17 protein-coding genes and 1 tRNA gene are annotated in these 24565 nt (G+C 29.0%); 5 read left to right on the top strand and 13 right to left on the bottom strand.

Going from position 1 to position 24565, the window contains the following annotated elements; translation table 11 throughout:
• Window positions 1-47: 47 nt before the first annotated feature.
• The 5 genes from H2684_RS05730 to H2684_RS05710 form a co-directional block, all read right to left on the bottom strand.
• Complete coding sequence (locus H2684_RS05730) at window positions 48-461, bottom strand: universal stress protein (RefSeq protein ID WP_182088451.1); 414 nt, start codon at window positions 459-461, stop codon at window positions 48-50.
• A gap of 72 nt (window positions 462-533) precedes the next feature.
• The gene (rimI, locus tag H2684_RS05725; RefSeq protein WP_182088450.1) at window positions 534-986 is read right to left on the bottom strand and encodes a ribosomal protein S18-alanine N-acetyltransferase; all 453 of its coding nucleotides are present in this window, start codon (window positions 984-986) and stop codon (window positions 534-536) included.
• Entirely contained in the window at window positions 979-1695 is a 717-nt protein-coding gene (tsaB, locus tag H2684_RS05720; protein WP_182088449.1) for a tRNA (adenosine(37)-N6)-threonylcarbamoyltransferase complex dimerization subunit type 1 TsaB, read from the bottom strand. The genes rimI and tsaB overlap by 8 nt, the downstream gene beginning before the upstream one ends.
• Window positions 1692-2153, bottom strand: coding sequence for a tRNA (adenosine(37)-N6)-threonylcarbamoyltransferase complex ATPase subunit type 1 TsaE (gene tsaE / locus H2684_RS05715; protein WP_182088448.1), 462 nt, complete (start codon window positions 2151-2153; stop codon window positions 1692-1694). Before tsaE ends, tsaB begins: the two co-directional genes overlap by 4 nt.
• A gap of 17 nt (window positions 2154-2170) precedes the next feature.
• Complete coding sequence (locus H2684_RS05710) at window positions 2171-3442, bottom strand: HD domain-containing phosphohydrolase (protein ID WP_182088447.1); 1272 nt, start codon at window positions 3440-3442, stop codon at window positions 2171-2173.
• A 236-nt stretch (window positions 3443-3678) separates the two neighbouring features.
• Here H2684_RS05710 and H2684_RS05705 point away from each other — a divergent pair, with 236 nt between their 5' ends.
• From H2684_RS05705 to H2684_RS05695, 3 genes are all read left to right on the top strand, one after another.
• On the top strand, window positions 3679-4611 hold the full coding sequence (locus H2684_RS05705; RefSeq protein ID WP_182088446.1) for a zinc ABC transporter substrate-binding protein: 933 nt from the start codon (window positions 3679-3681) through the stop codon (window positions 4609-4611).
• 83 nt (window positions 4612-4694) lie between these two features.
• Window positions 4695-4770 (top strand) — tRNA-Trp (locus tag H2684_RS05700).
• A gap of 213 nt (window positions 4771-4983) precedes the next feature.
• Window positions 4984-6165 carry a 4Fe-4S binding protein gene (locus tag H2684_RS05695; protein ID WP_182088445.1) on the top strand — a complete coding sequence of 394 codons (1182 nt, stop codon included), beginning with the start codon at window positions 4984-4986 and terminating at the stop codon, window positions 6163-6165.
• Window positions 6166-6220: 55 nt separating this feature from the next.
• Here the strand turns inward: H2684_RS05695 and H2684_RS05690 are convergent, their stop codons facing one another.
• Together H2684_RS05690 and tyrS are read right to left on the bottom strand one after the other, a co-directional pair.
• A complete protein-coding gene (locus tag H2684_RS05690; RefSeq protein ID WP_182088444.1) occupies window positions 6221-6610 on the bottom strand; it encodes an IDEAL domain-containing protein in 390 nt (129 codons plus the stop codon).
• Between the two features lie 241 nt (window positions 6611-6851).
• Window positions 6852-8072 carry a tyrosine--tRNA ligase gene (gene tyrS, locus H2684_RS05685; RefSeq protein WP_182088443.1) on the bottom strand — a complete coding sequence of 407 codons (1221 nt, stop codon included), beginning with the start codon at window positions 8070-8072 and terminating at the stop codon, window positions 6852-6854.
• Between the two features lie 463 nt (window positions 8073-8535).
• On the opposite strand from tyrS, the gene H2684_RS05680 reads away from it, so the two are divergent.
• Window positions 8536-8700, top strand: coding sequence for a zinc-ribbon domain-containing protein (locus tag H2684_RS05680; RefSeq protein WP_182088442.1), 165 nt, complete (start codon window positions 8536-8538; stop codon window positions 8698-8700).
• Between the two features lie 36 nt (window positions 8701-8736).
• Here the strand turns inward: H2684_RS05680 and H2684_RS05675 are convergent, their stop codons facing one another.
• Window positions 8737-9303, bottom strand: a complete 567-nt coding sequence (locus H2684_RS05675; RefSeq protein ID WP_182088441.1) for an ECF transporter S component — start codon at window positions 9301-9303, stop codon at window positions 8737-8739.
• 494 nt (window positions 9304-9797) lie between these two features.
• Entirely contained in the window at window positions 9798-11390 is a 1593-nt protein-coding gene (locus H2684_RS05670; protein ID WP_182088440.1) for a peptide chain release factor 3, read from the bottom strand.
• A 268-nt stretch (window positions 11391-11658) separates the two neighbouring features.
• Between H2684_RS05670 and H2684_RS05665 the strand changes: the two genes are divergently transcribed.
• Complete coding sequence (locus tag H2684_RS05665) at window positions 11659-12465, top strand: Cof-type HAD-IIB family hydrolase (RefSeq protein WP_182088439.1); 807 nt, start codon at window positions 11659-11661, stop codon at window positions 12463-12465.
• An 84-nt stretch (window positions 12466-12549) separates the two neighbouring features.
• Here H2684_RS05665 and trpS read toward each other — a convergent pair whose 3' ends face one another.
• From trpS to lysA, 4 genes are all read right to left on the bottom strand, one after another.
• Window positions 12550-13557 (bottom strand): tryptophan--tRNA ligase, encoded by a 1008-nt coding sequence (gene trpS, locus H2684_RS05660; protein WP_182088438.1) that lies wholly within the window; start codon window positions 13555-13557, stop codon window positions 12550-12552.
• A gap of 480 nt (window positions 13558-14037) precedes the next feature.
• Window positions 14038-14418 (bottom strand): desulfoferrodoxin, encoded by a 381-nt coding sequence (locus H2684_RS05655; protein WP_182088437.1) that lies wholly within the window; start codon window positions 14416-14418, stop codon window positions 14038-14040.
• Window positions 14419-14524: 106 nt separating this feature from the next.
• The gene (locus tag H2684_RS05650; protein ID WP_182088436.1) at window positions 14525-23164 is read right to left on the bottom strand and encodes a glucoamylase family protein; all 8640 of its coding nucleotides are present in this window, start codon (window positions 23162-23164) and stop codon (window positions 14525-14527) included.
• Window positions 23165-23261: 97 nt separating this feature from the next.
• Complete coding sequence (gene lysA, locus H2684_RS05645; RefSeq protein ID WP_182088435.1) at window positions 23262-24560, bottom strand: diaminopimelate decarboxylase; 1299 nt, start codon at window positions 24558-24560, stop codon at window positions 23262-23264.
• Window positions 24561-24565 lie beyond the last annotated feature (5 nt).

Raw genomic sequence — 24565 nt, 5'->3', positions numbered from 1 at the left:
ATCCACAGGCGCAAGGCACAGTGGTTTTACGGACTAAATTATAAACTTTATTCTGGAACAATTATAAGAATCGTTTGAATATTTCTAAGCACCTTACTAGTTACAGATCCAATCATTCTAGCTAAACCTTTTTTGGTTGATTTTGTCATTATTACAGCATCAAAATCATCTCTTTTAGCCTTTAACAATATTTCATCCGCAGCATAACCGAATGCACAATATTTTTCAATTTCATAACCTTCAAGTTTTTTTTCTGCTTCATTCAAAATATTTTCACTTTCCAGCTGAACTCTCTTAATTTCATCATTTGTAACTACCATGTCGTTTGCTATAACTATTTCTTTAACGTTCATTAATGTTATTTTTACTTCATCTTTTTTAAATACGTTCTTTAGCCAATCAAGAGAATGCATACTTCTGTCTGTCCCATCAAGTGGTACCAATAATTTTTTCTTTTCCATAATAACACATCCTTTCTATATTAATTAAATATTCTATGAAAATATGTTTATTTCCTTCATATAATTTAAATTTTATAGAATTTTATGATTCCACATTATTATAGCATCCTCTTTATTATCAATATAATAATTCTTTCGCATACCTTCTGCTAAAAATCCATATTTTTTATATAAACTTTGAGCTATTATATTGGATTTCCTAACTTCAAGAGTCATATCACCTATACCTTCACGTTTACATATTTCTATAAGCTTTTCCATTAACATATTTCCAACACCTATACCTCGGTATTGTGGATGCACAGCTATATTAGTAATGTGAGCTTCATCAATAATTATCCACATACCTGCATATCCTATAACATTTCCATAGATAACTGCAGCTACATACCTTGAAAACTTGTTGCCATCGACTTCCTTCACAAGTGATTCTCTGCTCCAAGGTGTTTTAAAAGAAAGTCTGTCTATTTCTAAAACACTATCAATATGCTCTAATTTTAGAGGAACTATATCTATATTATTCATCACCTGTTAACTTCACTTTCTTCTCATATTCTCTCTCAGCTTGAGATTTTCTAAGATAAAAAGGTGCAAAGTTATATATATCATCGTATATATTATTTTTCATCAACTTTATTCCCAACTCACCTAATGAAGAAGCTTTTACAATATTTAAACTAATAGGTGCAAATATATGTTCAGTTTGAATATTTTCCGAAATATAATTTTTATGTTTTTTAAGTGCATCACCTACAAAACAAACCCTATCTCCTGTTTTATTTAATTTATCAACAAGTTCTTTTACTGATATTATCATATAATCACTTATTTTTATCAAAGTAGATTTTTCAAATCTATACAAAGCCGTATAAACATTTCCTCTAAGTGCATCAATTATAGGACATATTACACCAGATGTATAACTCAATCCATATGCCAATGCATCTAAAGAAGACACACCAACAAATGGCTTTCCTGTTCCCTGACTTAATCCTTTTATTAGTGCAGCACCAATTCTAAGACCAGTAAAAGATCCAGGTCCCTTTGAAACTACAAATCCATCAATTGAATTTATATCCATATTAATATTCTTAAGAAGCTCATCTACCATAGGCATCAGTACCTTTGAATGCTGCTTTTTATAATTAAATGTTATTTCGCCATATAGTTTATCTTCTGAAATAACTGAACAGGTTGCAGATTCTGTTGAAGAATCCAAACTCAATATATTCATATTTTACTTAACTCCTTTATATAATCATATCTACTTCCACAATAATTTATTTTTATAATTCTGCAATTGTAATCTTTTAAATTATCTTTTTCAATTCTTACATCAATATGTTCTTTCGGTATAAGTTCATCTATATAATCTGACCATTCTATAACACTTACAGCCTCACTAAATATATATTCATCAAATCCTATAGCTTCTATCTCATCTGGATCATTTACCCTATACACATCAAAGTGGTAAAATTTTAACCTCCCATTATACTCATTTACTATTGCAAATGTAGGACTTGTTATAGTATCCACTATTTCAAGTCCTTTAGCCAATCCTTTTACAAAATGTGTCTTTCCAGTTCCAAGATCTCCATTTAAACATATTATATCACCAGGTTTTAAAAGTTCCCCTAACTTTCTTCCCAAACACATAGTATCATTTACACAATTTGAATAAAATACCATCAGAATTCACCTCATTACTATAACTGTTCAAAATCAGATTTGTTTGAGGATTCAATAGTAGCTTTTAAATTTTCAAAGGCATGTTCACATATAAATCCTTGTTCTACCATATCATTCATTATAGAAAATGTCTTATCAATTTTTAGACCTTTTCTATAAGGTCTATCCTCAGTTAATGCTTGATATATATCACACACTGCCAAAATTCTAGATTCCTCTGATAGATCTTTTGCTGTTAAACCTGCAGGATATCCATGCCCATTTAATTTTTCATGATGATTATATGCCCATTCACTTATATCAGGTATATCTTCAATTTTATCCAATATTATTCTTGTATAATAGACATGTGATTTTATTATATCAAATTCCTCAGAAGTTAGTTTACCTTTCTTATCTAATATATTAGTTGGTATAGCTACCTTACCTATGTCATGCAAAAGTCCTGATATTTTCATTTTAATACACTTTTCCTCATCATATCCTATGTGAGTTGAAACCATGTATGCAAGCTTTGCAATTCCCTTAGAATGTGTAGCTGTAAATTTACTCTTATCATCTATAATATTTGCAAATATCTCCGCTATAATTTCAAGTTCTTCTAAATTAAGATATAAATCCAATTTAGGCTTTACCCTATTCATAACCACATCCATAAAAGCTATGTTTGCCATGTCTAGCCAAAACATATCTTTAGATGATATTGCAAGAAATGCATCTACAATATCTTTGGAAAATATAATATTCTCTTTTTTCTTAACCCAATTACGAACAACTTCTTTTTGTTTAAAAGTTTCTCTGTCTTCTCTATATAAAAGTTCTATTGAATCAGAAATTCTAACTATTTGGCTCTCAATTGGTATTTCATCTTTCTTTAATCCATGAACTCCACTGCCATTAAAATTTTCATGATGATATAATATTATTTTAGATATATCATGAAATTTTGGAAAATTCTTTGTTATATCTGCTCCTGTTATGCAATGTTTCTTTATAAATACATCAGATGAATGGCTTTCCTTAAAGGAGTTTGCTGCTCCAATATCATGGAGAAGTGCAACCAAATATATCCTCTTCTTCTCATTTTCAGATAAATTAAGATAATTTGCAATTTCAATGGCAATATATGCCGTTCTCTGAGAATGATTTAGAAATTTATGATCAGAATAATTTATATTGCTTACACGTTCTATAATAGGAGTGTCATCATTGTTCTTTCTAGAACTCATTTGAGCTAGATCAAGAGCTGCAGACATAGCTCTTATCACTTTATCCATACTTATATTCATATTTAAACTCCTTATCATTATAATCAATTTTAATTTTATCACAATATAGCAATTTATTAAAAATATTTTTATTGCATTAGTAAAAATAATATACTTCATTTAAATTGTATATTATATATAAATTATATATTATTTGCAATGTTAAAATACATTATGTAAAATATATTTACTAGAGTTATATTTTATTAAAGTATATTTTCTATTAGATCCTATAAAATGGTACCGAGGTGACCAAGTTGAAAAAATTTTTGGAAGCATTAATGCTTATAATTATAATTTTTACCACTGGCTGCAATAATACAACAGTTAATGATAAAAAAAATAACAGTACATATAGTCCTGATATCGATAAAAGTGTTAACCTTCAAATAATGACTACTGATAAATTAACATATTCTATAGTTAAAACTATAGTAAAAACTAAGCATACTGTAAATTATATGTTTAAAGATAGAGAAAGTGAAGTTAACTTTAAATTTACATATGATAGTTTAAATAATATTTCCAAAAAAGATCTTTTTATATATACAGGATCGAGCTATGAACCATGGATAGATAGTTTTATAGAAAAACTAAATAAAAACAAAGTGAGTATAATAAATTCATCAAGAGGTGCTAAACTTCTATCTTATAAATCTCCTTTAAAATATGCAAATATAGAGGTGAGTCAGAACCCATATTATTTTATGGATATCGACAATTATAAAGTAATGCTTTTAAATATAAAAAATTCAATAGAAGATAAAGATCCCAAAAATAGATCTTTTTATGAGAAAAATTTTTCTGATGAGTTAAAAAAATTATCATCTTATGAAAAGGAACTAAAAACCATAGATAACAATCTGTCAAACTATACTTTTTTAACATTAAATGAAAGATTAAACTATTTTATAAACTATAACGATTTAAATATGTTAGATATAGATTCATCTTCTGATAATACAATACTTCCTGTTGATACTGAAGAACGTAAAGCTATAGAATCCAAATTAAATAAATATGTAGTATTTATTTATACTGATAACTCTGAATTAAAAAATAATTATACTATAATAAAAGATCATAATATGAAAACTGCAAAAATAAAATTATTTGACGGCACAGAAAGTTATGAAGATGTTATAAAATACAATATAAACGTACTAAAAAAGATATATGAACCTGAATAGATAAATTGTAAAATTTACTATTGACGAAAGCTGTTTTCTGTAATATAATATTTTTTGTTAATTGCTACTAAGTAAAATATTATAGGGGTATAGCTCAATTGGTAGAGTAGTGGTCTCCAAAACCATTGGTTGTGGGTTCAAGTCCTACTTCCCCTGCCATGAAAAAATTCAGTAAAGTCAATGCTTTACTGAATTTTTTTGTGAATAAGAAAGAACCTGCTTAATTCTTGACCTACTCAAATCTTTTTTCTAGCATAATTATGTTCAAAATTATTTAACATTTCTGTACAGAAATTCCCCTCTAATTTTAAGCATATATTAAGGTTTTAATTCTATAATGTAAATACTTAAAACACACAAGGAGGTTAAATAATGAAAAATTCTTTAAAAAGAATAGAAATTTTCAGGCGTATCGTACAAATAGCTTTATTTATTCTTTTACCTGGAATGTATATATTAGCTTTTAGTGAATTAAAATTGATCTTTGAAATGATTGCAAATGGCAATTTCAGCTTTATTCAATCTTTTCCACAACTTACAGAGCTCACATTAACCGTGATTTTCACTATACTTATGGGAAGATTCTTTTGTGGATGGATGTGTGCCTTTGGAACTTTTACTGACTGGATTTATATTATATCTAAAAAATTTTTTAAAATTAATTTTAAAATCAATAGCAAAATTGATAACACACTAAAATATGTCAAATATATAATTCTATTTTTAACATTGATTTTAATATTTAAAGGTGGAATTTCTTTAAATAGTTTTAGCCCATGGAATGCCTTTGCACAAATAATTGATTTTAAAACTGTAATATCTTCTTTTACTGTAGGATTTATATTATTAATTTTAATAGTTATAGGAAGCATTTTTATTGAAAGATTCTTTTGCAGATATCTATGTCCCCTAGGTGCTTTATTCTCTTTAATATCTAGAATAAGTTTATTTAAAATCAAAAAACCAGTAAATAAATGTGGCAAATGCAGAATATGTACTAACAACTGCCCAATGGGACTAAAGCTTTATGATATGACTAATGTTCATGGAGGAGAATGTATAAGTTGTTTGAAATGTGTAGAAAACTGCCCTAGAGAAAATCCATCTACAACTATATTAGATCATGGTATACCAAAAAAGATTATAATTTCTTTTGCTATAGCTATTTTTGCAGTAATGTATGGACTTAGCACTTTTATACAGCCAACAATAAATCAATCAGAATCGGCAAATACAAATAAAATAGTATCAAATTCTAACTTGGAAAAATCACAAGATACAAAGTACAAAGATGGAACTTATATGGGAGAAGGTACAGGGTTTAGAGGAGGCACTACAGAAGTTTCTGTTACTATAGATAATGGCAAAATTACAAATATAGAAACTGTATCTACAGAAGATACTCCAAGATTTTATCAATATGTTGAAAACACTATACCAAATGAAATAATTTCAAACCAATCAACTTCAGTTGATACAGTGTCCGGAGCCACTTACAGCAGCAATGGACTAATTGAAGCAGTTAAAAATGCATTAATTAAAGCATCTGAGTAAACAATTAGGATCAACATCATATAGATGTTGATCCTATTAATTTTACTTATTACGTCTATTTTCTCAGTTCACTTTCTTCTAGAAAACTTTCCTCTAGAAACTTATTATATTTTTTAGTTAATCTCATAAACTCATCCTTATTATTCATATCCAAAGAATTATCTATGGCACTCTTTATTACCATCAATCCATTTTCTATATATTCCTTGTTAGACACCCATTTATAAATTTCAACAATTCCGTTTTCCATACTATATTCTAAAGCTGTATAAGTCATAAAAAAACTAATCCAATTGCTTGGTGAATAATATTTAACAAAATCAATACCATATTTAAGCTTTTTAATTATATAAATATCTGAACTCTCTTCTTTCCATATAACCCATACTTTACTATTAGTTCCTAAGTTTTTAACATCATCAAATTTAAGCAATTCTCCTTTCATATAATCATCTCCCCATATACTAAAATTAATAATTCATTATTACTTCAATGAAATATATGTTTATTATAATGCCTCAATACAAAGGCCCTAATACTATTAAATGCTAGAATTGTGTACATTGTGCAAATTTTTTTGTATATACCTACTTAATATACAGAAACTATGCTAAGACTAATAATATGGAGATATTTTAATATATAAGGGAAACTTATTTTTAAGTTTCCCTCTATGTAAATAATTTCTATTTTATAACTATTTTATTGTACTTCTTCTTTCCTCGTCTTACAAGCAAACTTCCATCCTTAAAATCATTTTCGCTTATACTTGCATTTATATCTTCAACTTTCTTATTATTCACTCTAAGTCCACCTTGTTTTATGAGTCTTCTAGCTTCACTTTTTGAAGGCAATATATTTGTCTTTACAAGAAGATCAACTACACTGCAATTTGAATCCTCTTTTGTTATTTCAACAGTTGGAACATTATCCATACTATTTCCACCTGCAAACAGTGCCTGTGAAGCTTCTTTTGCTTTATCAGCTTCTTCTTTTCCATGTATTAATTTAGTAACTTCATAAGCAAGAACTTCCTTAGCCTTATTTATTTCAGAATCCTTTAAAGAACCAAGTCTTTTAACCTCATCCATAGGTAGAAAAGTAAGTAGAGCTAAACATTTTTCAACATCTGCATCATCTACATTTCTCCAATATTGATAAAAATCATATGGACTTGTTTTTTCTTTATCAAGCCATATAGCTCCTCCTTCAGTTTTACCCATTTTCTTTCCATCACTTTTTGTGAGCAAAGTAAAAGTCATACCATATACTTGCTTTTTTTCTTTTCTTCTTATGAGATCAACTCCACCAAGTATATTTGACCACTGATCATCTCCACCCATTTCTAACTTACAATTATATCTCCTATTAAGCTCTAAAAAATCATAGGACTGCATAAGCATGTAATTGAACTCTAAAAATGTTAATCCCTTTTCCATTCTTTGCTTATAACATTCTGCTGTAAGCATTTTATTAACTGAAAAATTTATCCCAATTTCGCGCAAAAATTCTACATAATTTAAATCTAACAACCAATTAGCATTGTTCTCCATTATAGCTTTACCATCACTAAAATCCACCAATCTAGAAAACTGTTTTTTAAAACATTGGGCATTGTGATCAATTTGTTCTTTAGTAAGCATTTTTCTCATATCAGTTTTTCCAGTTGGATCACCTATCATTGCAGTTCCGCCTCCAAGGAGTGCTATAGGTCTATGTCCAGCCTTTTGCATATGTGCCATAACCATCATCTGCAAGAAATGTCCTACATGGAGGCTATCCGCTGTTGGATCAAATCCTATATAAAAAGTTACACTCTCTTTTCCTAATAATTCCCTTATCTCTTCATCATGAGTAGTTTGCTTAATATAACCTCTCTCTAAAAGAGTATCATAAACATTAGTCAATTTTTGCTCCACCTTTCAATATTTTATCCAATAGTTAAGTGTTATAATTAAAAATACCGTTTCCTTAATTTAAACATATCTATAAAACATTATATCCATTATATATATAAATTAACCAATTAACCAATTTATATATTATCATAATTATTAGTATATAATTAAAGCCCAGTTTTATCAACTACTCTAAAATACAAATTTGTATAAACCTTTAATTTAATCAGAAATATCTATATTCTCAATATTAATTATTGATCTTATGAATATATGATATATGAGTTTTTCCTGTACCTTTCAATATTGTTTTTTTAATACTGTATGATATAATATTGTTAGAGTTTTACTCTAATTATAATTAAATATATAAGTAGGCCAAATTTTTTCAAGGTATTAATTTCTCCTTAAATTCAAGGGAGTAGTTATCAAGAATAAAATTAGTCCTATTGATTTTAAGGAGGTTTTTTTAATGGCAGATAAAACTATTGTATGCAAGGACTGTGGGAAAGAATTCATATTTACAGAAGGTGAACAAGAATTCTATAAAGAGAAAGGTTTTGAAAATGATCCTGTAAGATGTCCTGATTGTAGGAGAAAAAGGAAAGCTGAAAGAAATAGATCAAGAAGATATTAAAATGAAGAGGCTTTAAGCCTCTTCATTTATTTCTAATTATTTATTTCTAGTTAAATTAACCTTTTTCAAAGTCTTCCCAAGAGGAAGAGCAATAGCTGCACCTACTATAGATTGAGCAATATTTCCTGGTATTTCTGCTGCAGATAAAATAAATGCCTTGGAAAATTCTATATTAGTTACAAAATGCATAAGCAAAACTCCAGCAATGTAATATGCAAATATCATCCATATACCTGCGGCAACACATGCAACTATATTATTTACGAAATTTTCCCCATTATAGTCCTTTCTATAGGCAATTGTTGCTGCAATATATGCCATAATCCCCTTTATAAAAAAAGTGAATGGTGCCCATATTGCATAAGGCGATAAAATATCAAATAAGCTCATACCTATTGCTGCAGAAAAAAATGCTTTTTTTCTTCCTAATAAAATAGCTGCTAAAAGTACCATACTATCTCCCAAGTGAACTACACCCCTAAAAATAACACCACTTGGTATGTTTATTACAGCTGTAGCAATATATGTTATAGCTGCCATAAGTGATATTTGTATTACGTCCCTTACCTTAATTCTAGTTAAATTCAATTTATTTTCTTCCATGCAAGTTGCCCCCCTGTAATTATTAATTACCATACATTATATTTGTAAATATAAAAATATCAAAATGTATTAATACAATTAATATAATAACTTTAAAAAATAGAGGCAATACTATACTTATTAAAATGAATATTTGAAAAGGAGGACTACTGCTGATTTTTTATATTATGCAGTAAAAAACTAGATGATTATTTTAAAATGGCTTTTAAGTTTAATACTTATACTATTTCTAATTACAATTGCTCTTAAATTAGGAAGTCTATTAATAAACATTGTAATTTTCGCAGTATTTATTCTACTATTAATTGACATGCTTTTTATAGGCAAGAAATATTCATAGATATTGATTTTTATCTTCAATAAGTGTGATATATACTTGGACATCCAGATAGACTTAGAAAATATATTAACAAGAATACTTATTGGATATACAACTGTAAAATTAAAATTGCAAGGGGTATATTTATTACCTTGCAATTTATATAAATAAAAAATTACTCTGACTTACCTATATCTGAAAGTACCAAATTTTCATTATGTTCAAGTGCCCAACTTATAGACCATTCATTTTGAAATATTAAAAGATCCCTATCTTTTAAGTCTTTAACCCTTTTAGTGTCGCTTGTAAGAACAAGATCTTCAATATCCTTATCAGAACTTTCTATCCACCTTATTGCCCTGTAAGGAAGATTTTCAACTTTTATATCTACATTGTATTCATTTTTCATTCTATATTCCAATACTTCAAATTGCAAAACTCCAACTACTCCAACAATTATTTCCTCAATACCAATATGTAACTCTTTAAATACTTGAATTGCACCTTCTTCAGATATTTCATTCATTCCTTTTATAAATTGTTTTCTCTTCATTGTGTCTACAGTTCTAACTCTTGCAAAATGTTCTGGAGCGAAAGTAGGTATGCCTTCAAATTTAAATTTTTCCTTAGATACACATAAGGTATCTCCTATATTAAAAATACCTGGATCAAACACTCCTATTATATCACCAGCATAGGCCTCTTCTACAATTTCCCTGTCTTGTGCAAGAAATTGCTGAGGTTGTGCAAGCTTTACCTTACTTTTTCCCTGTACATGAAATACTTCCATTCCCTTTTCAAATTTACCAGAACATATTCTCATAAATGCAATTCTATCTCTATGAGATGGATTCATATTAGCCTGTATCTTAAATACAAATGCAGAAAATTTTTCTTCAAATACATCTATCTTACCTTTATCAGATACTCGAGGAGTAGGAGGCGTAGTCATTTTCAAAAATTCTTTCAAAAAAGGTTCAACTCCAAAATTCGTAAGTGCACTTCCAAAAAATACCGGTGTAAGCTCCCCAGTACTAACTTTATCTATGTCAAATTCATCTCCTGCTATATCTAGAAGTTCAATATCTTCTTTTAATTTCATATTAAGTGATTCATCAAGCAAATCTTTAAATGCATCATCATCTAATGAACCTTCTAAAGAATTTACCGTTTTTTGTCCATGATCTCCTCCATTAAACAACTCTATTCTCTTTCTATTCCTATCATATACACCTTTGAAATTTGAACCAGAACCTATAGGCCAGTTTACAGGATAAGATTTTATTCCAAGAACATTTTCAATATCTTCCATAAGTTCAAATGGATCCTTACTTTCTCTATCCATTTTATTTATAAAAGTAAAAATTGGAATTCCCCTTAAACTACATACATGAAATAATTTTTTAGTCTGCTCCTCTACTCCTTTAGCTGCATCTATTACCATTACAGCACTATCCGCTGCCATTAAAGTTCTATAGGTATCTTCACTAAAATCTTGATGACCTGGTGTATCTAGTATATTTATGCAATAATTATCATAATTAAACTGCATAACTGATGATGTGACAGAGATTCCTCTCTTTTTTTCTATATCCATCCAATCTGAAACTGCATGTTTTGAAGTTTTTCTTGCCTTTACTGAACCTGCAAGTCTTATAGCACCTCCATAAAGCAACAGTTTTTCCGTCAATGTGGTTTTACCTGCATCTGGATGGGATATTATTGCAAATGTCCTCCTGCGCTCTATTTCCTTTCTTAAATCTGCCACAAATCTCCCTCTCTTCTTCTTTTTTATTCACATCAATGATTTTAACTTTATTATATAAGTATGTCAACTTAAGCACTAAGCTAGCATTATATAATAAATATAATTTATTTATCTTAAATGTTATAGGTTTATCAATGTATTCAAATAACTAAACGTTTAAATACTACGTTAATCATCATCTATACTTCAATTTTGAAACTAATATTTTTGATATTTAAATATGCTAATGATATAATTTGAAATTAGATTATATTTTATGGAGGTAAATATGTATAAATTAATCGGAATAGATATGGATGGGACTCTTTTAAAAGATGACAAAACTATATCAGCTAAGAACATTGAAACTATAAAAAAGGCAATAAAACAAGGAATAAAAATAGTTATTTCCACAGGACGACATCTCAAAGGAATAGAAAAATACTTAAATCAGCTAGATTTAATTTCCAATTCTGTATATGCTGTTTGTCTTAATGGTTCCATAGTTCAAAACACAAAAACTCATGATTCTATATATGAAAAACTATTGAAAATAGAAGATGCAAAATACATTTATAATCTAGGTGAAAAAATAAATGTAAATGTACAAATAGCCCTTAAAGAATCCAATATAACCCCTATCTTAAATGAATATAGCATTGAAGATTCCCGTTTAACTGGAGTAAAATTTAATGTACAGGATATAGATACTATTGATTCTTCAGAACATATTTTCAAAGTAATGTTTATGCAAGATCCTGAAATACTATCAAAGAGTATAAAAAAGCTTCCAAATTCAATATACAAAAAATACACGGCACTAAAAAGTGAACCCTGCTTTCTTGAGTTTATAAACAAAGATTCAAATAAATGGAATGGTATAAAAGCTGTTGCTAACCATTTTGGCATAAAAAAAGATGAAATACTCTGCATAGGTGACTCAGGAAATGACGTAGCTATGATAAAACATGCTGGACTTGGTGTTGCTATGGGAAATGCTATTCCTGAAATTAAGAAAATAGCAAGTTATATAACAAAAACAAATGAAGAAGATGGAGTTGCCCATGTTATAGAAAAATTTGTTTTAAACAAATAAAAAAACAATCTGTTTATATTAGATAGTATACTAAAGGGGTTATAGCACTTATTTTTTAGTACTATAGCCCCTTAAAACATAATTTTATCTTGGTATAAAGCCTACCTTTTTTTGCATTTTTCTTAACACTTTACTGGATACATAATATGCTTTTTCAGCACCTTTTTTATAAATTTTTTCAAGATAATCCTTATTTTTTAAATATTCATTTACTTTATTTTGAATTGGAGTAAGTTCATCTATTATAGCCTCAGCTACATCATTTTTAAATTTAGCATAGCCGCAATTTTCATACTCTTTCTCTATTTCTTCAGGTGTAGTTCCCTTTATTGCTATAAGTATATTCATAAGGTTCTTTATTCCTGGCTGATCATCTGTATATTTCACTTTTCCTATGCTATCTGTAACACACCTATTTATTTTTTTTCTTATAACCTCTGGAGGATCCATTATAAGTATATAACTATTTGGATTAGTTGATGATTTTGACATCTTTTTGCTTGGATCTTGAAGATCCATAATTTTTGCTCCACTTTCAGGAATATAACCTTCTGGAATAGTAAAAGTAGGGCTATATAAATTATTAAATCTTTCAGCTATGTCACGGGTGATTTCTATATGTTGAGTTTGATCTTTACCTACAGGTACAAGATCTGCATTGTATAAAAGTATATCAGCAGCCATAAGTACAGGGTAATTTAAAAGTCCTGCACTTATAGATTCTCCAGAGTTACCATACTTCTTAGATTTACTCTTATACTGTGTCATTCTTGAAAGTTCCCCTACATATGTATAACAATTCAAAATCCACGCTGCCTCTGAATGGGTTGGTACATGAGATTGAATAAATATAGTATTTTTATCAGGATCTATTCCAGCAGCAAGATATATTGCAAGAACCTCTAAAGTCCTTCTTCTCAAATCTTTTGGTTCCTGTCTAACAGTTATAGCATGTAAATCTACAACACAAAAATAACAATCATACTCATCTTGAAGCTTAACCCAGTTTTTTAAAGCTCCCAGATAATTTCCTATTGTCAAATTTCCTGAAGGCTGGATACCACTAAATATTACTTTCTTATTCTTTTCCATATTACGCCTGACTTTTACATTAAAGAAATTATAAATCAGGCTTCACCTACCTTTCATCTATAGTTTATAATAAATCTTAATTATAAAACAATCAAAAAAATCCTATGATTTTATAAAATCATAGGGTGTATTAACACTGTGCCACCTAAGTTTAAAAAAATATTACATCTTTTCCTCATTATAAATTCCATTTATTTCCTCAAGAATTCCATTCAGTTTAAACATAACTCATGTGATCTCACCATAAATTCACAATTCTCTAAAAGCCTGTTTTTAAACTTACTTATTTCTATCATAAGAATATATGCAGTTTTATCACATAATAGTTAATCTTTAAACAACTGGTATTATTATTATGTATTATACTATAATTATGCATAAGTTTCTATACTTTGCTAAAAATTTTTAACGTATATTTTACTTTTAGGCTTAATATTTAGTAAATATTAAGCCTAAAAGTATTCTTAAACAAATTTAACTTTATTTACTCTTCCACAATCCATGGAGATTGCAATATGCTCTTGCAAATTCAACTTTTCCATCAACTTTAAATTCTGCCTGTGGTTTATCCCCAGGATTTAAACATTTTCTGTATATCTTGTTATTGTCAGTATGAACTTCTATCCATTGTATATAATGCTCTTCTGTCATAGGATGTTCAACAGCTCCTACTTTTACAGTTACACCATCAGCTGCATTTTCAATTACAGGTACATGTTTCTCTTGTGCCGCATCTACTGTATTTTCAGTTAAAAGCTTCATTGGTTTTCCACAACATACTAAAGTTCCACCGCCTGCATTAACAACTTCAACTATATTTCCACACACTTCACACTTATACACTTGTTTAACCTCTGTCATTTTATTAATTCCTCCTTGTATATCCCTATTAATTTTATTGCATATTAATAGAATTCTAGATAATATTTAAAATTCCTTCCAGTATTCTAATACTTAGAAATAAAAATTATATATTTACAATTACTTCGTGAATTCCATCTTTAAAATAAGGTATTATATTTTGTTCCAATTTATTATTATCTATCCATATACCTTTATTTGAATCTCTCTTAACGCTTATATTATATACACATTTTTCTCTTCTATAACTAATATTATATCCATTCCATTCATCTGGAATACATGGATTTACAGTAAATCCATGATTTTCTTTAAATTTAAGCCCTAATATGCTTTCAATTCCAGCTCTATACATCCAACCAGCTGAACCTGTATACCAGCTCCATCCACCTCTACCTTCATTATTCTTAGAAGCATATATATCTGCAGCAATGACATAAGGTTCAAGCTTGTAAGTTCTACAATTCAAATATGATTTACTATGGTTTATAGGATTTAGCATATTAAATATATCATATGCCTTATTGTTATATCCAAGTTCTGCAAAAGCAATTATTGCCCATATAGCACCATGAGTATATTGTGCTCCATTTTCTCTTATGCCGGGTAAATATCCCTTTATATAACCTGGTTCCAAATGTGACTTATCAAAAGCAGGTGTCAAAAGCAAAACCATACCTCTATCTCTCTTTACCAAATTCTTATCTAAAGCTTCCATTGCTTCTATTGCTCTTGACTTCCTGGCTCCTTTAGATATTACAGACCATGCTTGAGCTATGCAATCGATTCTACATTCTTCATTTTGTATTGATCCAAGTGGTGTGCCATCATCAAAGTATGCCCTTTTATACCAGCTTCCATCCCATGCATTTTTCTCTAAATTATCTATTATAAATTTTTTAACTTTACTGTAGTTATTTAATCTATCTTCATCATTCATATATTTACAAATTGGTATAAATCTATCAAGTATACTATACAGGAACCAACCAAGCCATACACTCTCTCCTCTTCCTTGGTTCCCTACAGTACTCATTCCATCATTCCAATCTCCTGAACCCATAAGTGGAATATTATGTTCTCCAAACTTTAAGGCATGCTCTATTGCTTTATTACAATGTTCATAAATAGTTCCGCTCTGTGAAGATACCTTAGATACACTATATCTTTCATCTTCATCTTTTTTAAGTTCACTATCTTCAAGATATGATGTTTTCTCTTCTAATATGCTGTAATCACCTGTATTCTTAATATAATCTGATACAACATATGGAAGCCACAACAAATCATCGGAAAACTTAGTTCTTATACCACTTTCTACAACAGGATGCCACCAATGCTGTACATCACCTTCTAAGTATTGTCTTGTAGAGCTATATAATATATACTCTCTGGTTATCTTTGAATCAAGATAGCAAATTGACATGACGTCTTGCAGTTGATCTCTAAATCCATATGCACCACCTGATTGATAAAAAGCACTTCTTGCCCAATACCTACAACTTACAACTTGATACATAAGCCACCCATTTAGCATAATATCCATAGATTTATTGGGAGTATGCACTTGTATAGTTCCAAGAAAGCCATTCCAAAAATCTCTACATCTTTTAAGCTCATTATCTACCTTTTCAACAGTTCCATACTTTTCTATAATCTTATTTATCTTTTGTAAATTCTCATCTTGCCCAAGCATAACGATTATTCTCTTTTCTGAATTAGGTGATATTGTTACGTCAATCTCTTCAGCAAGACATGGGTCAATACCTGCACCTACTGTATTTGAGAGTTTTTCTTTTTTAAGTCCATGTGGATCTTTTACACTTCCACATCTTCCTATAAACTCAGCTCTATCTCCAGTATATGAAAAATTCTTTCCGCCTATTATTTTCAAATAACATATAAGTTTTCCAAAATGTTCACTGTAAGGATTTTTAGCATAAATATAGTTATTTTTACTATCTGCATAAGTTCCTATATATTGGGCTGTATTCTCGTGTACAACACCTAAAACTAATTTTGCATAGTAAGATACAGACAGCCTTCTTGTATTTTTACTATTATTTTTTAACTTTATACTGCAAAACTTCACGCTGTCACTGTATGATGCAAACATTGTAATTTTTCCTGATATTCCATAAGCTGTGTGTTTAAATGTAGAATAGCCAAAACCATGTTCTATTACATACTCTCCTGAATCCCTTATAGGATTAGGAGTTATACTCCACAGTCTTCCACTATCTTTATCTTTTATATACAAAGCTTCACATTCTCCGTCAACTACAGCATCATTGGTCCATGAAGTCAATTTATTTTCTCTACTATTTTTATTCCAGGTATATGCCATTCCCGATTCTGACACATGAAATCCAAATGATTTATTTGAAATTACATTTATCCATGGAGCTGGAGTGTTATTGTAATTTCTAAGTATTATAATATATGATTTACCCTCCTGTGAAAATCCTCCAAACCCATTAAAATACTGAAGATTTTCAGTATCTATTCCATAGGTAAATGATTCATTTATCTTTTGTTTAATTGAGAAGCTATCATATTCATCTTTTAAAATTGTATTTTCCCCTAATTGCTTAAATATATTTCCATCTTTGCTATCAAAAACAAGCCTTGCTATAGCTTTTACAAGATCCATATCTTCCTCTGGCATATTCCCTTTATTATAAACAAACACTCCACCAGGTTGATTTTCTTTATTTCTAAGATGGCTTGAATATATAAGTTCACTTATCTGTCCTTGGATAGGCTGAATATAGGAATCCTCTTCTAAGTTAAATACTACAAGATCTATTTTTAATCCCTTTATTTTAAGATATTCATGGGCATTTAAAGTCCTCCTTAAAATGGAAATATCTTTTTGATCTCTTATTACAACAAGAATTATAGGTAAATCTCCAGAAATACCATAAGACCATAATGCAGACTGTCCCTTATTTATATTCATAATATAATTACTTCTTTTTTTCATAGATTCATTTAAAAACAATATTCTAGATGCTATTACCTGGTATATATTTACTGTAGATACCTTTAATCCTAGATATTTCATCCTCATATAGGCTTCATTTGTAGATATTTGAAATTCCCGATTTACGTTATCAATATACCTATACTTTTCAGCCATCTCTATTATTTTATCTTTAGATTTTGCTACAGATATAGTATATGCAACTTTACATGTTTCTCCTGGATCTATTCTCACTCTTACTCTCAAACTTATTATAGGATCAATTACTGAACCTACAGATCCTGTAAGTTCAACATCACTGTCCATTGCCTTAGGATTTTGTAAATCCCTATCCCTACCTATAAATTCTTCCCTATTTGTTTCGTATTGCACAGGGCCTATCTGACTTCCATTAACTGCAACTGTCTGCATTACCCAATCCTGTTCATATTCTTTCCTCCTAGGCCTTCTACTTGCAATAACACATAGTGGATCTTCTAAAAACTCCGTCTGTATAAATAAATTTCCAAAGGCTGGATGAACTAAATCTGAACTGTATGGTGCTAGTGTAACCTCCATATAGCTAGTGATCTCAATATCTCTAGTATGACTACTGCTATTTGTAAGTGATATGCTCCTTATCTCAGCATCATCTTCCTGGGACACTATAACTTCAGTGTATGTTTTTATATTTCCATCTTTTCTTTCAAATTCTGCCCTATCTTCTGAAAATGTCACCTTATAATTTTCCCCATGATATCTACAAGGTTCATATGCTGCACTCCAGTATTCATTGGAATTTATATTTTTTATATAGAAAAACATACCTGTATTATCTTGTGTTAAATCTTCTCTCCATCTATATACATACATTTCATTATTTTTACTATATCCGCTTCCACTATTCGTTATCATAATAGAGTAGTTTCCATTAGACATCATACTAACTTCAGGATATTTTGTATTTGCAGTATTATATTTTCTCTTTGGCATAGAAATTCTATCCGTTTCATGATTATATGAAACTTTACTACCTTTTTTTCTATCATAAATTATTACCCTTGGAATCTTTTCCTGAAGAAGAAGCTCAACTGCCTTCACCCTAGGTATACTGTGAAATCTATTTTGAAGTACTTTTGATTTTAATACGTTGTCAATAGACATAAAGCTCATTCCCTGATGATGAACCATAAAACACTTAACCAATTTGTTTTCACTACAATCTACAGATTCATAAAATCCATACTTTCCCTTTGCACCAATTTTTATTAGCTTTTTTATATTGTCCATAGCTGCATTTCTATCAACTTGCAATGCCATAGCAGAAGCATAAGGGGCTATTACCAATTCATTACCTGTATTACTATCAAGTGCTATATCTGGAACTCCCATAGCTTTATACTGATATAGTGAATTGGCATCAAATTTATAATATGCACACTCAGATATTCCCCAAGGCACTTTATTTTTTTCACCATAAATTTTATGAACTCTAACTACATTTTTATATGTTTCACTAAAAAGAGTATTAGGAAAACTCTTCATTATAATGAGAGGCATAAGATATTCAAACATAGTACCAGACCAAGAAATAATCAGTCTCTTATTATGGACAAGTGCCATTGATCTACTCAACTTAAACCAATGATTTTGATTTACTTCACCTCTAGCTATAGCTACAAAACTTGCCTGTCTTGCCTCAGAAGCTAATAGATCATAGTGGCTCTTATCTTGACAATTATTATCAACACTATATCCTATAGAGAACAATTCCCTTTTGCTATCATACAATATAGAAAAATCATGAGAAGCCTCCATAGCATTAATTCTCTCTAAAAGATTCTTGAGCTCGTATATTAAATCATTTATATTTTTAAATGCAGATAACATACTCTCTCTAAATTTAGATACATCATTGTTTTTTGGTAACTTATTATCCAAATACTCAACTACTTTGGTAATGCTTTCAGGTATATCTAAAATAGGTATGTTATATATAATTTCATTTAATTCATCACAAATATCATGATATACATCATAATTATTACAAAGTATATTGTAGAAAGTATCATTTATCCATGGTAAATACTTATTTAAAGTATTTATAAAATCTTCTGAAATAGATTTAACTTTCCTGCTCCAATACAAGTCACTATATCTTCCAATAATTTCAGAAGATTTATCCTTTAACCTTTTCAGAAAATATTGTATTGAATATATATCACCATGATGTAGTTTTCCCATATTTTCTCCATAAATAGATTTTACTTCATACTTATCCTCAATCTCAGAATCAGCTAATTTTATTGTATCTTCTAATCCGTATATTAAATTCTCGTTTATAATAGGTGATTTCAAATACTCACTAATAGTTGCCTCTGTAAGCCATAAATAACAAATTAAATTTCCACTGTCCACAGTAGATACATAGTGATTCAATGGCTTTTTCGTCTTTATATCGTACCAATTATAGAAATGACCTTTATATCTATCTAATGTTTCCATAGTTGAAATTATATTATTTAATCTGAAATTAAATATATCTATACTTATATATCCTAAGTCATATGCAACTATATTAGAAGTTATGCCCATTGCCATATTAGTTGGCGATGTTCTATATGCCAATCCTTTAAATGGATATTCTTGATAATTATCTGGAGCAAGCCAATTTGTATCTTCTGTAATAAAATCTTCAAAATATGCCCAAGTACGCCTTTCAACTTCTCTTAGTAATTTCTTTTCGTCATTTTCAATATAATCCTCTCTATCTTTTCTATCAACACTTATTTTATATGCAATATAAGGAGATAAAACCCACAGAATAGATGATGGCATAAGCAAAATTCCTGTAGTTTTGGAATTGTAAAACCCCAAAATCTCAATTATAATTCCTATAAGGCTTGCAGTATACATAAACTTTATATAATCTATAAGTTTTTTTCCAGATCTTCTTTCTACATCTTCTGCAGTTTGCCATTGAAGCAAATTATGTTTGCTTATATATACTCTATATAATGTCCTTACTATAGCATCTACCATTAAGCATGCTTTATGGGGCAAGAACACAAATATGAGTAAGAATTGTTCCAAAGCCAATTTGAAATTATTAATTTTTCCAGAAAGACTTACTCCTTTTGTTGGAAGAACTACAGAATCTGATACATTAAAAAACACAGGACATATAAGAGTCAAAAGTGCTATAACAAGACCTTCATCTGGATTCTTAAATATGATAATTGACCAAAAAACAAGCATCATTATAAAAGGAGATACAAGACTTCTTCTTAAATTGTCAAATATTTTCCACTTTGATAGTTTATTTAATCCATTCTTACCAAACAACCACGGAATAAGCTGCCAATCTCCTCTAACCCACCTATGTATCCTTTTGGAGCTTGAATTATAATAAGCAGGATAGCCATCTATAAGTTCCACATCTGTAATAAGTGCTGTTCTTACATAGGATCCTTCCAAAAGATCGTGACTTAATACAGAGTTCTCAGGTATATTCTCCTTAAGCATAGTTATAAAAGTATCAACATTATATATTCCCTTTCCTGTAAATATTCCTTCATCAAAAAGATCCTCATACACATTTGATATTGCACTAGTATATAAATCTATTCCAGTATCTCCTGAAAAAATACTAGAATATAGTGTTTTATTTGCACTTGTTATTCCCACACTTACTCTTGGCTGCATGAGTCCGTGACCTCTTACTATTTTCCCATTTAATATATGAGGTACATTCAAAATATGATCCATAGCTCCTATTAGCTTTTTTGCAGCTCCTCTTGGAAGTTGTGTATCTGCATCAAGAGTTATAACATATTTTATTTTATACAATTCCTTTATATCTCCACTTATTACATTATAGCTTGTAGAATCACTTCCTCTTATGAGATAGTTAAATTCCATGAGTTTTCCACGTTTTCTTTCCCAACCCATCCACTTTTTTTCACATTCATTGTATTTCCTATATCTACATAAGAAGTAAAACTTGTCTTTTCCATCTTGACAGTATTTTTTATTTAACTTTTTTATCTTTTTAATAGCAGTTTCTATAATAATCCTATCATTTGGCTCAACTTCCAAACTACTATCAGAAAAATCTCCAAGAATTGCAAAGTATAAATTTTTTTCTTCATTAGAAAGGTAATATACTTCCATTTTCTTTATAAGACTTATAATTCTATCTTTAGTATTAAATATAGCAGGTATAACAACTATAGTACTGCTATTCTCAGGTATATCATCTTTCAGTTCCAGTTTTGGTATAAATTTTGGATAAGTCAACCTATTTATGCTCCAATTAAAAATAGATATAAATATCTCACTTATTGGAATAAGCATTAATAAGAATGTTATAACGTATTTCCATATTGTATCATAGGATCCATTGTATATATCTGTATAACTTACAATTATGCTTAATACTATAGTGGAAATAATTATTGTAGTTATATATATATTTTCAGTTAATTTTAAATTATATATTGATGAATTTTTATATTTATTCTCTTCTATATCATTATTTATACGATTAATAAGACACTTAAATCCATCATCAACTATGTAATATCCTACATGGAATTTATATTCTTCTTCTATATTTTTTCCCTCTTTAATCTTAAATTCATCTTCAGCACACTTTAGAGCTTGTTTGGCTATGAAAACTTCTGAAAAGCCTGTCTTTTTTGATATTCTCTCTATTTGGTGTCTATAATAATCTCGTGATTGAAAATCCATATTTTCATATACATTAATAGGATCTTTTCTTAACACATCTTCCACATAACTCAACTTTTCAAAATTCTTTTTCCAATCAAGTGATGTTATTTCTCTTATTCCATTTATACAATTGCTCATTTCAAACTGATAATTACTCTGCCTTTGGTGATCTAAATTTATGGTAGAATCAAATGTAGTACCCTTTTTTGAAAGTTCTTCATCTATCCATTTATATATATTAGAATTTTCTATAAAATTATCTCTTAATACTTTTACAAATCTTTCAGTAAAAGAAGGAGTAAAGTTAATTTTCATTTTTTTAAGTTCTTCTATTTTTTCTCTTAACTTAAATTCATCTACTGAACCTTCAGTATCATAGAGATCTATTATTTTATCTGCATAAATTTCTGCTCTATTCTTCTCTTTTTGTTCATAAACTATATTTTCAACTATTCCACTTATATTTTGAATTAATGCTATTCTTATCATTATAGGAAATGCCCAAAGTTCTCCAGTTGTAAGAACAGTATTCTTCTGATATGACTTTATAAATAATTCTATATTTTCCTCATTTATTTTTCCGTAAGTTCCAGAAATCATCTCAACTGCAATAAAATATATTCTTGGATAACCTTTCATATGTCCTTTATGTATTACAGGCAAGCTTCTATAATACTTTCTAGGCATATTATATCTTATATCAGAATATTCCCTTTCAATTAAATACATATTGTCTAGGAGCCATCTTGCACATGGTATTACTTCCCTATTATTTTTTAACTCTACATTTAGGAAATTATAATTTTCAATTATTTTATTGTAAAACATGTTTAAATTCTTTATCAGCTTTCTTCTACAACTTTTTATCTTAACTTCTGAAGAAATGGATGATATCTTTTCAGCATGTTTTTTTAATTCTTCCCTATCTTCATCCTTAAAATACATATATTCCATTACGTTTTTTTGTTTTTCTTTTTCTATATCTATAACTACATATAATAATAGTAAAATCAAACTAACTCCCATAACAATAATAATATAAAGCATAAAAAATTCATCCTTTCTTGTGAAGAATAGTTTCGCTCTGATTATTGTTCCCAATAAATCACAAAATATTAACTCACAAGAAGGATGATAAAATTAATTAAATCATAAGTTCTCCCTGTATTACATCCTCAAGGCTTTGTCTTTTACATACCAAGGAAGCGTTGCTTCCATTTACAAATACTACAGCAGGTTTTTCAGCTTTATTGTAATTGCTTGCCATAGAATACCCGTATGCTCCAGTTGTAAATACAGCTAAAATATCCCCAATTCTAACTTTAGCAAGTTCTGCGTCTTTTATAAGTATATCACCAGATTCACAAAACTTACCTGCTATTGTAACTTTCTCTTTCTCTTCAGAATACACTCTATTTGCAATTGCACATTCATATTTAGCTTTATACAATGAAGGTCTTATGTTGTCTGCCATTCCTCCATTTACAGATACATATTTTCTAACATTAGGTATATCCTTTATTGATCCTATAGTATAAAGTGTAGTGCCTGAATTTCCTATTATTGATCTTCCAGGTTCAATTACAAGTGCAGGTAATTCTATTCCAAGTTCACTGGCTTTCTTTTCCGCCTTCTCTAAAATAACAGAACAGAACTCCTCTATTGGCTTTGGAGAATCACCTTCAACATAGTATATTCCAAATCCTCCACCAAGATCAAGTTCACAAATGTCTATTGAAAACTTATCCTTTATATCTTTAATTAAAGATAGCATTACATCTACTTCTTCACAATAAGGTTCTACTTCAAATATCTGTGATCCTATATGACAGTGAAGCCCTGAAAGCTTTATATTAGGGAATTCAAGAGCTTGTTTTACAGCTTTCATTACTCCATTATTCTCTATATTAAATCCAAATTTAGAGTCTATCTGACCTGTTTTTATATACTCATGGGTATGTGCTTCTATTCCAGGAGTAACTCTAAGAAGTACACTTTGAACTTTGTTTTCCTGTCTTGCAATAGAATCTATATTTTTCATTTCTTCTACATTATCCACTACAAAATTTCCTATTCCAAGCCTTATAGCCATTTTAATTTCTTCAATTGTCTTGTTATTTCCATGAAAATAAATCTTTTCCATAGGGAAATTGCTCTTATATGCAGTATATAATTCTCCTGCTGAAACAACATCAAGATAGAGCCCCTCACTATTAATCAATTGACACATGGCTAGTGTTAAAAAAGCCTTTCCTGCATATGCAACTTTATTTTTCCCTTCATTTGCTTTAAATGCTCTGTAATATCTATTACATTTTTCTCTTGTAAGTTTTTCATCTATAACATAAAGAGGCGTTCCAAATTTCTCAACCAAGTCTACTGTACTTACATCATTTATATATAGTATGTTATTTTTAACTTTCATATTGTCGAATAATTTCACAAAAG

The organism is Clostridium sp. cel8 (genome assembly GCF_014050525.1).
Lineage (GTDB): Bacteria > Bacillota > Clostridia > Clostridiales > Clostridiaceae > Clostridium_B.
This window is presented reverse-complemented; position numbering and strand designations above follow the sequence as displayed.

Coding starts and splice junctions, on each gene's coding strand:
- H2684_RS05730 (WP_182088451.1), bottom strand. CDS start 461: ATGGAAAAGAAAAAATTATTGGTACCACTTGATGGGACAGACAGAAGT.
- rimI (WP_182088450.1), bottom strand. CDS start 986: ATGAATAATATAGATATAGTTCCTCTAAAATTAGAGCATATTGATAGT.
- tsaB (WP_182088449.1), bottom strand. CDS start 1,695: ATGAATATATTGAGTTTGGATTCTTCAACAGAATCTGCAACCTGTTCA.
- tsaE (WP_182088448.1), bottom strand. CDS start 2,153: ATGGTATTTTATTCAAATTGTGTAAATGATACTATGTGTTTGGGAAGA.
- H2684_RS05710 (WP_182088447.1), bottom strand. CDS start 3,442: ATGAATATAAGTATGGATAAAGTGATAAGAGCTATGTCTGCAGCTCTT.
- H2684_RS05695 (WP_182088445.1), top strand. CDS start 4,984: ATGAAAAATTCTTTAAAAAGAATAGAAATTTTCAGGCGTATCGTACAA.
- H2684_RS05690 (WP_182088444.1), bottom strand. CDS start 6,610: ATGAAAGGAGAATTGCTTAAATTTGATGATGTTAAAAACTTAGGAACT.
- H2684_RS05680 (WP_182088442.1), top strand. CDS start 8,536: ATGGCAGATAAAACTATTGTATGCAAGGACTGTGGGAAAGAATTCATA.
- H2684_RS05675 (WP_182088441.1), bottom strand. CDS start 9,303: ATGGAAGAAAATAAATTGAATTTAACTAGAATTAAGGTAAGGGACGTA.
- H2684_RS05665 (WP_182088439.1), top strand. CDS start 11,659: ATGTATAAATTAATCGGAATAGATATGGATGGGACTCTTTTAAAAGAT.
- trpS (WP_182088438.1), bottom strand. CDS start 13,557: ATGGAAAAGAATAAGAAAGTAATATTTAGTGGTATCCAGCCTTCAGGA.
- H2684_RS05655 (WP_182088437.1), bottom strand. CDS start 14,418: ATGACAGAGGTTAAACAAGTGTATAAGTGTGAAGTGTGTGGAAATATA.
- H2684_RS05650 (WP_182088436.1), bottom strand. CDS start 23,164: ATGCTTTATATTATTATTGTTATGGGAGTTAGTTTGATTTTACTATTA.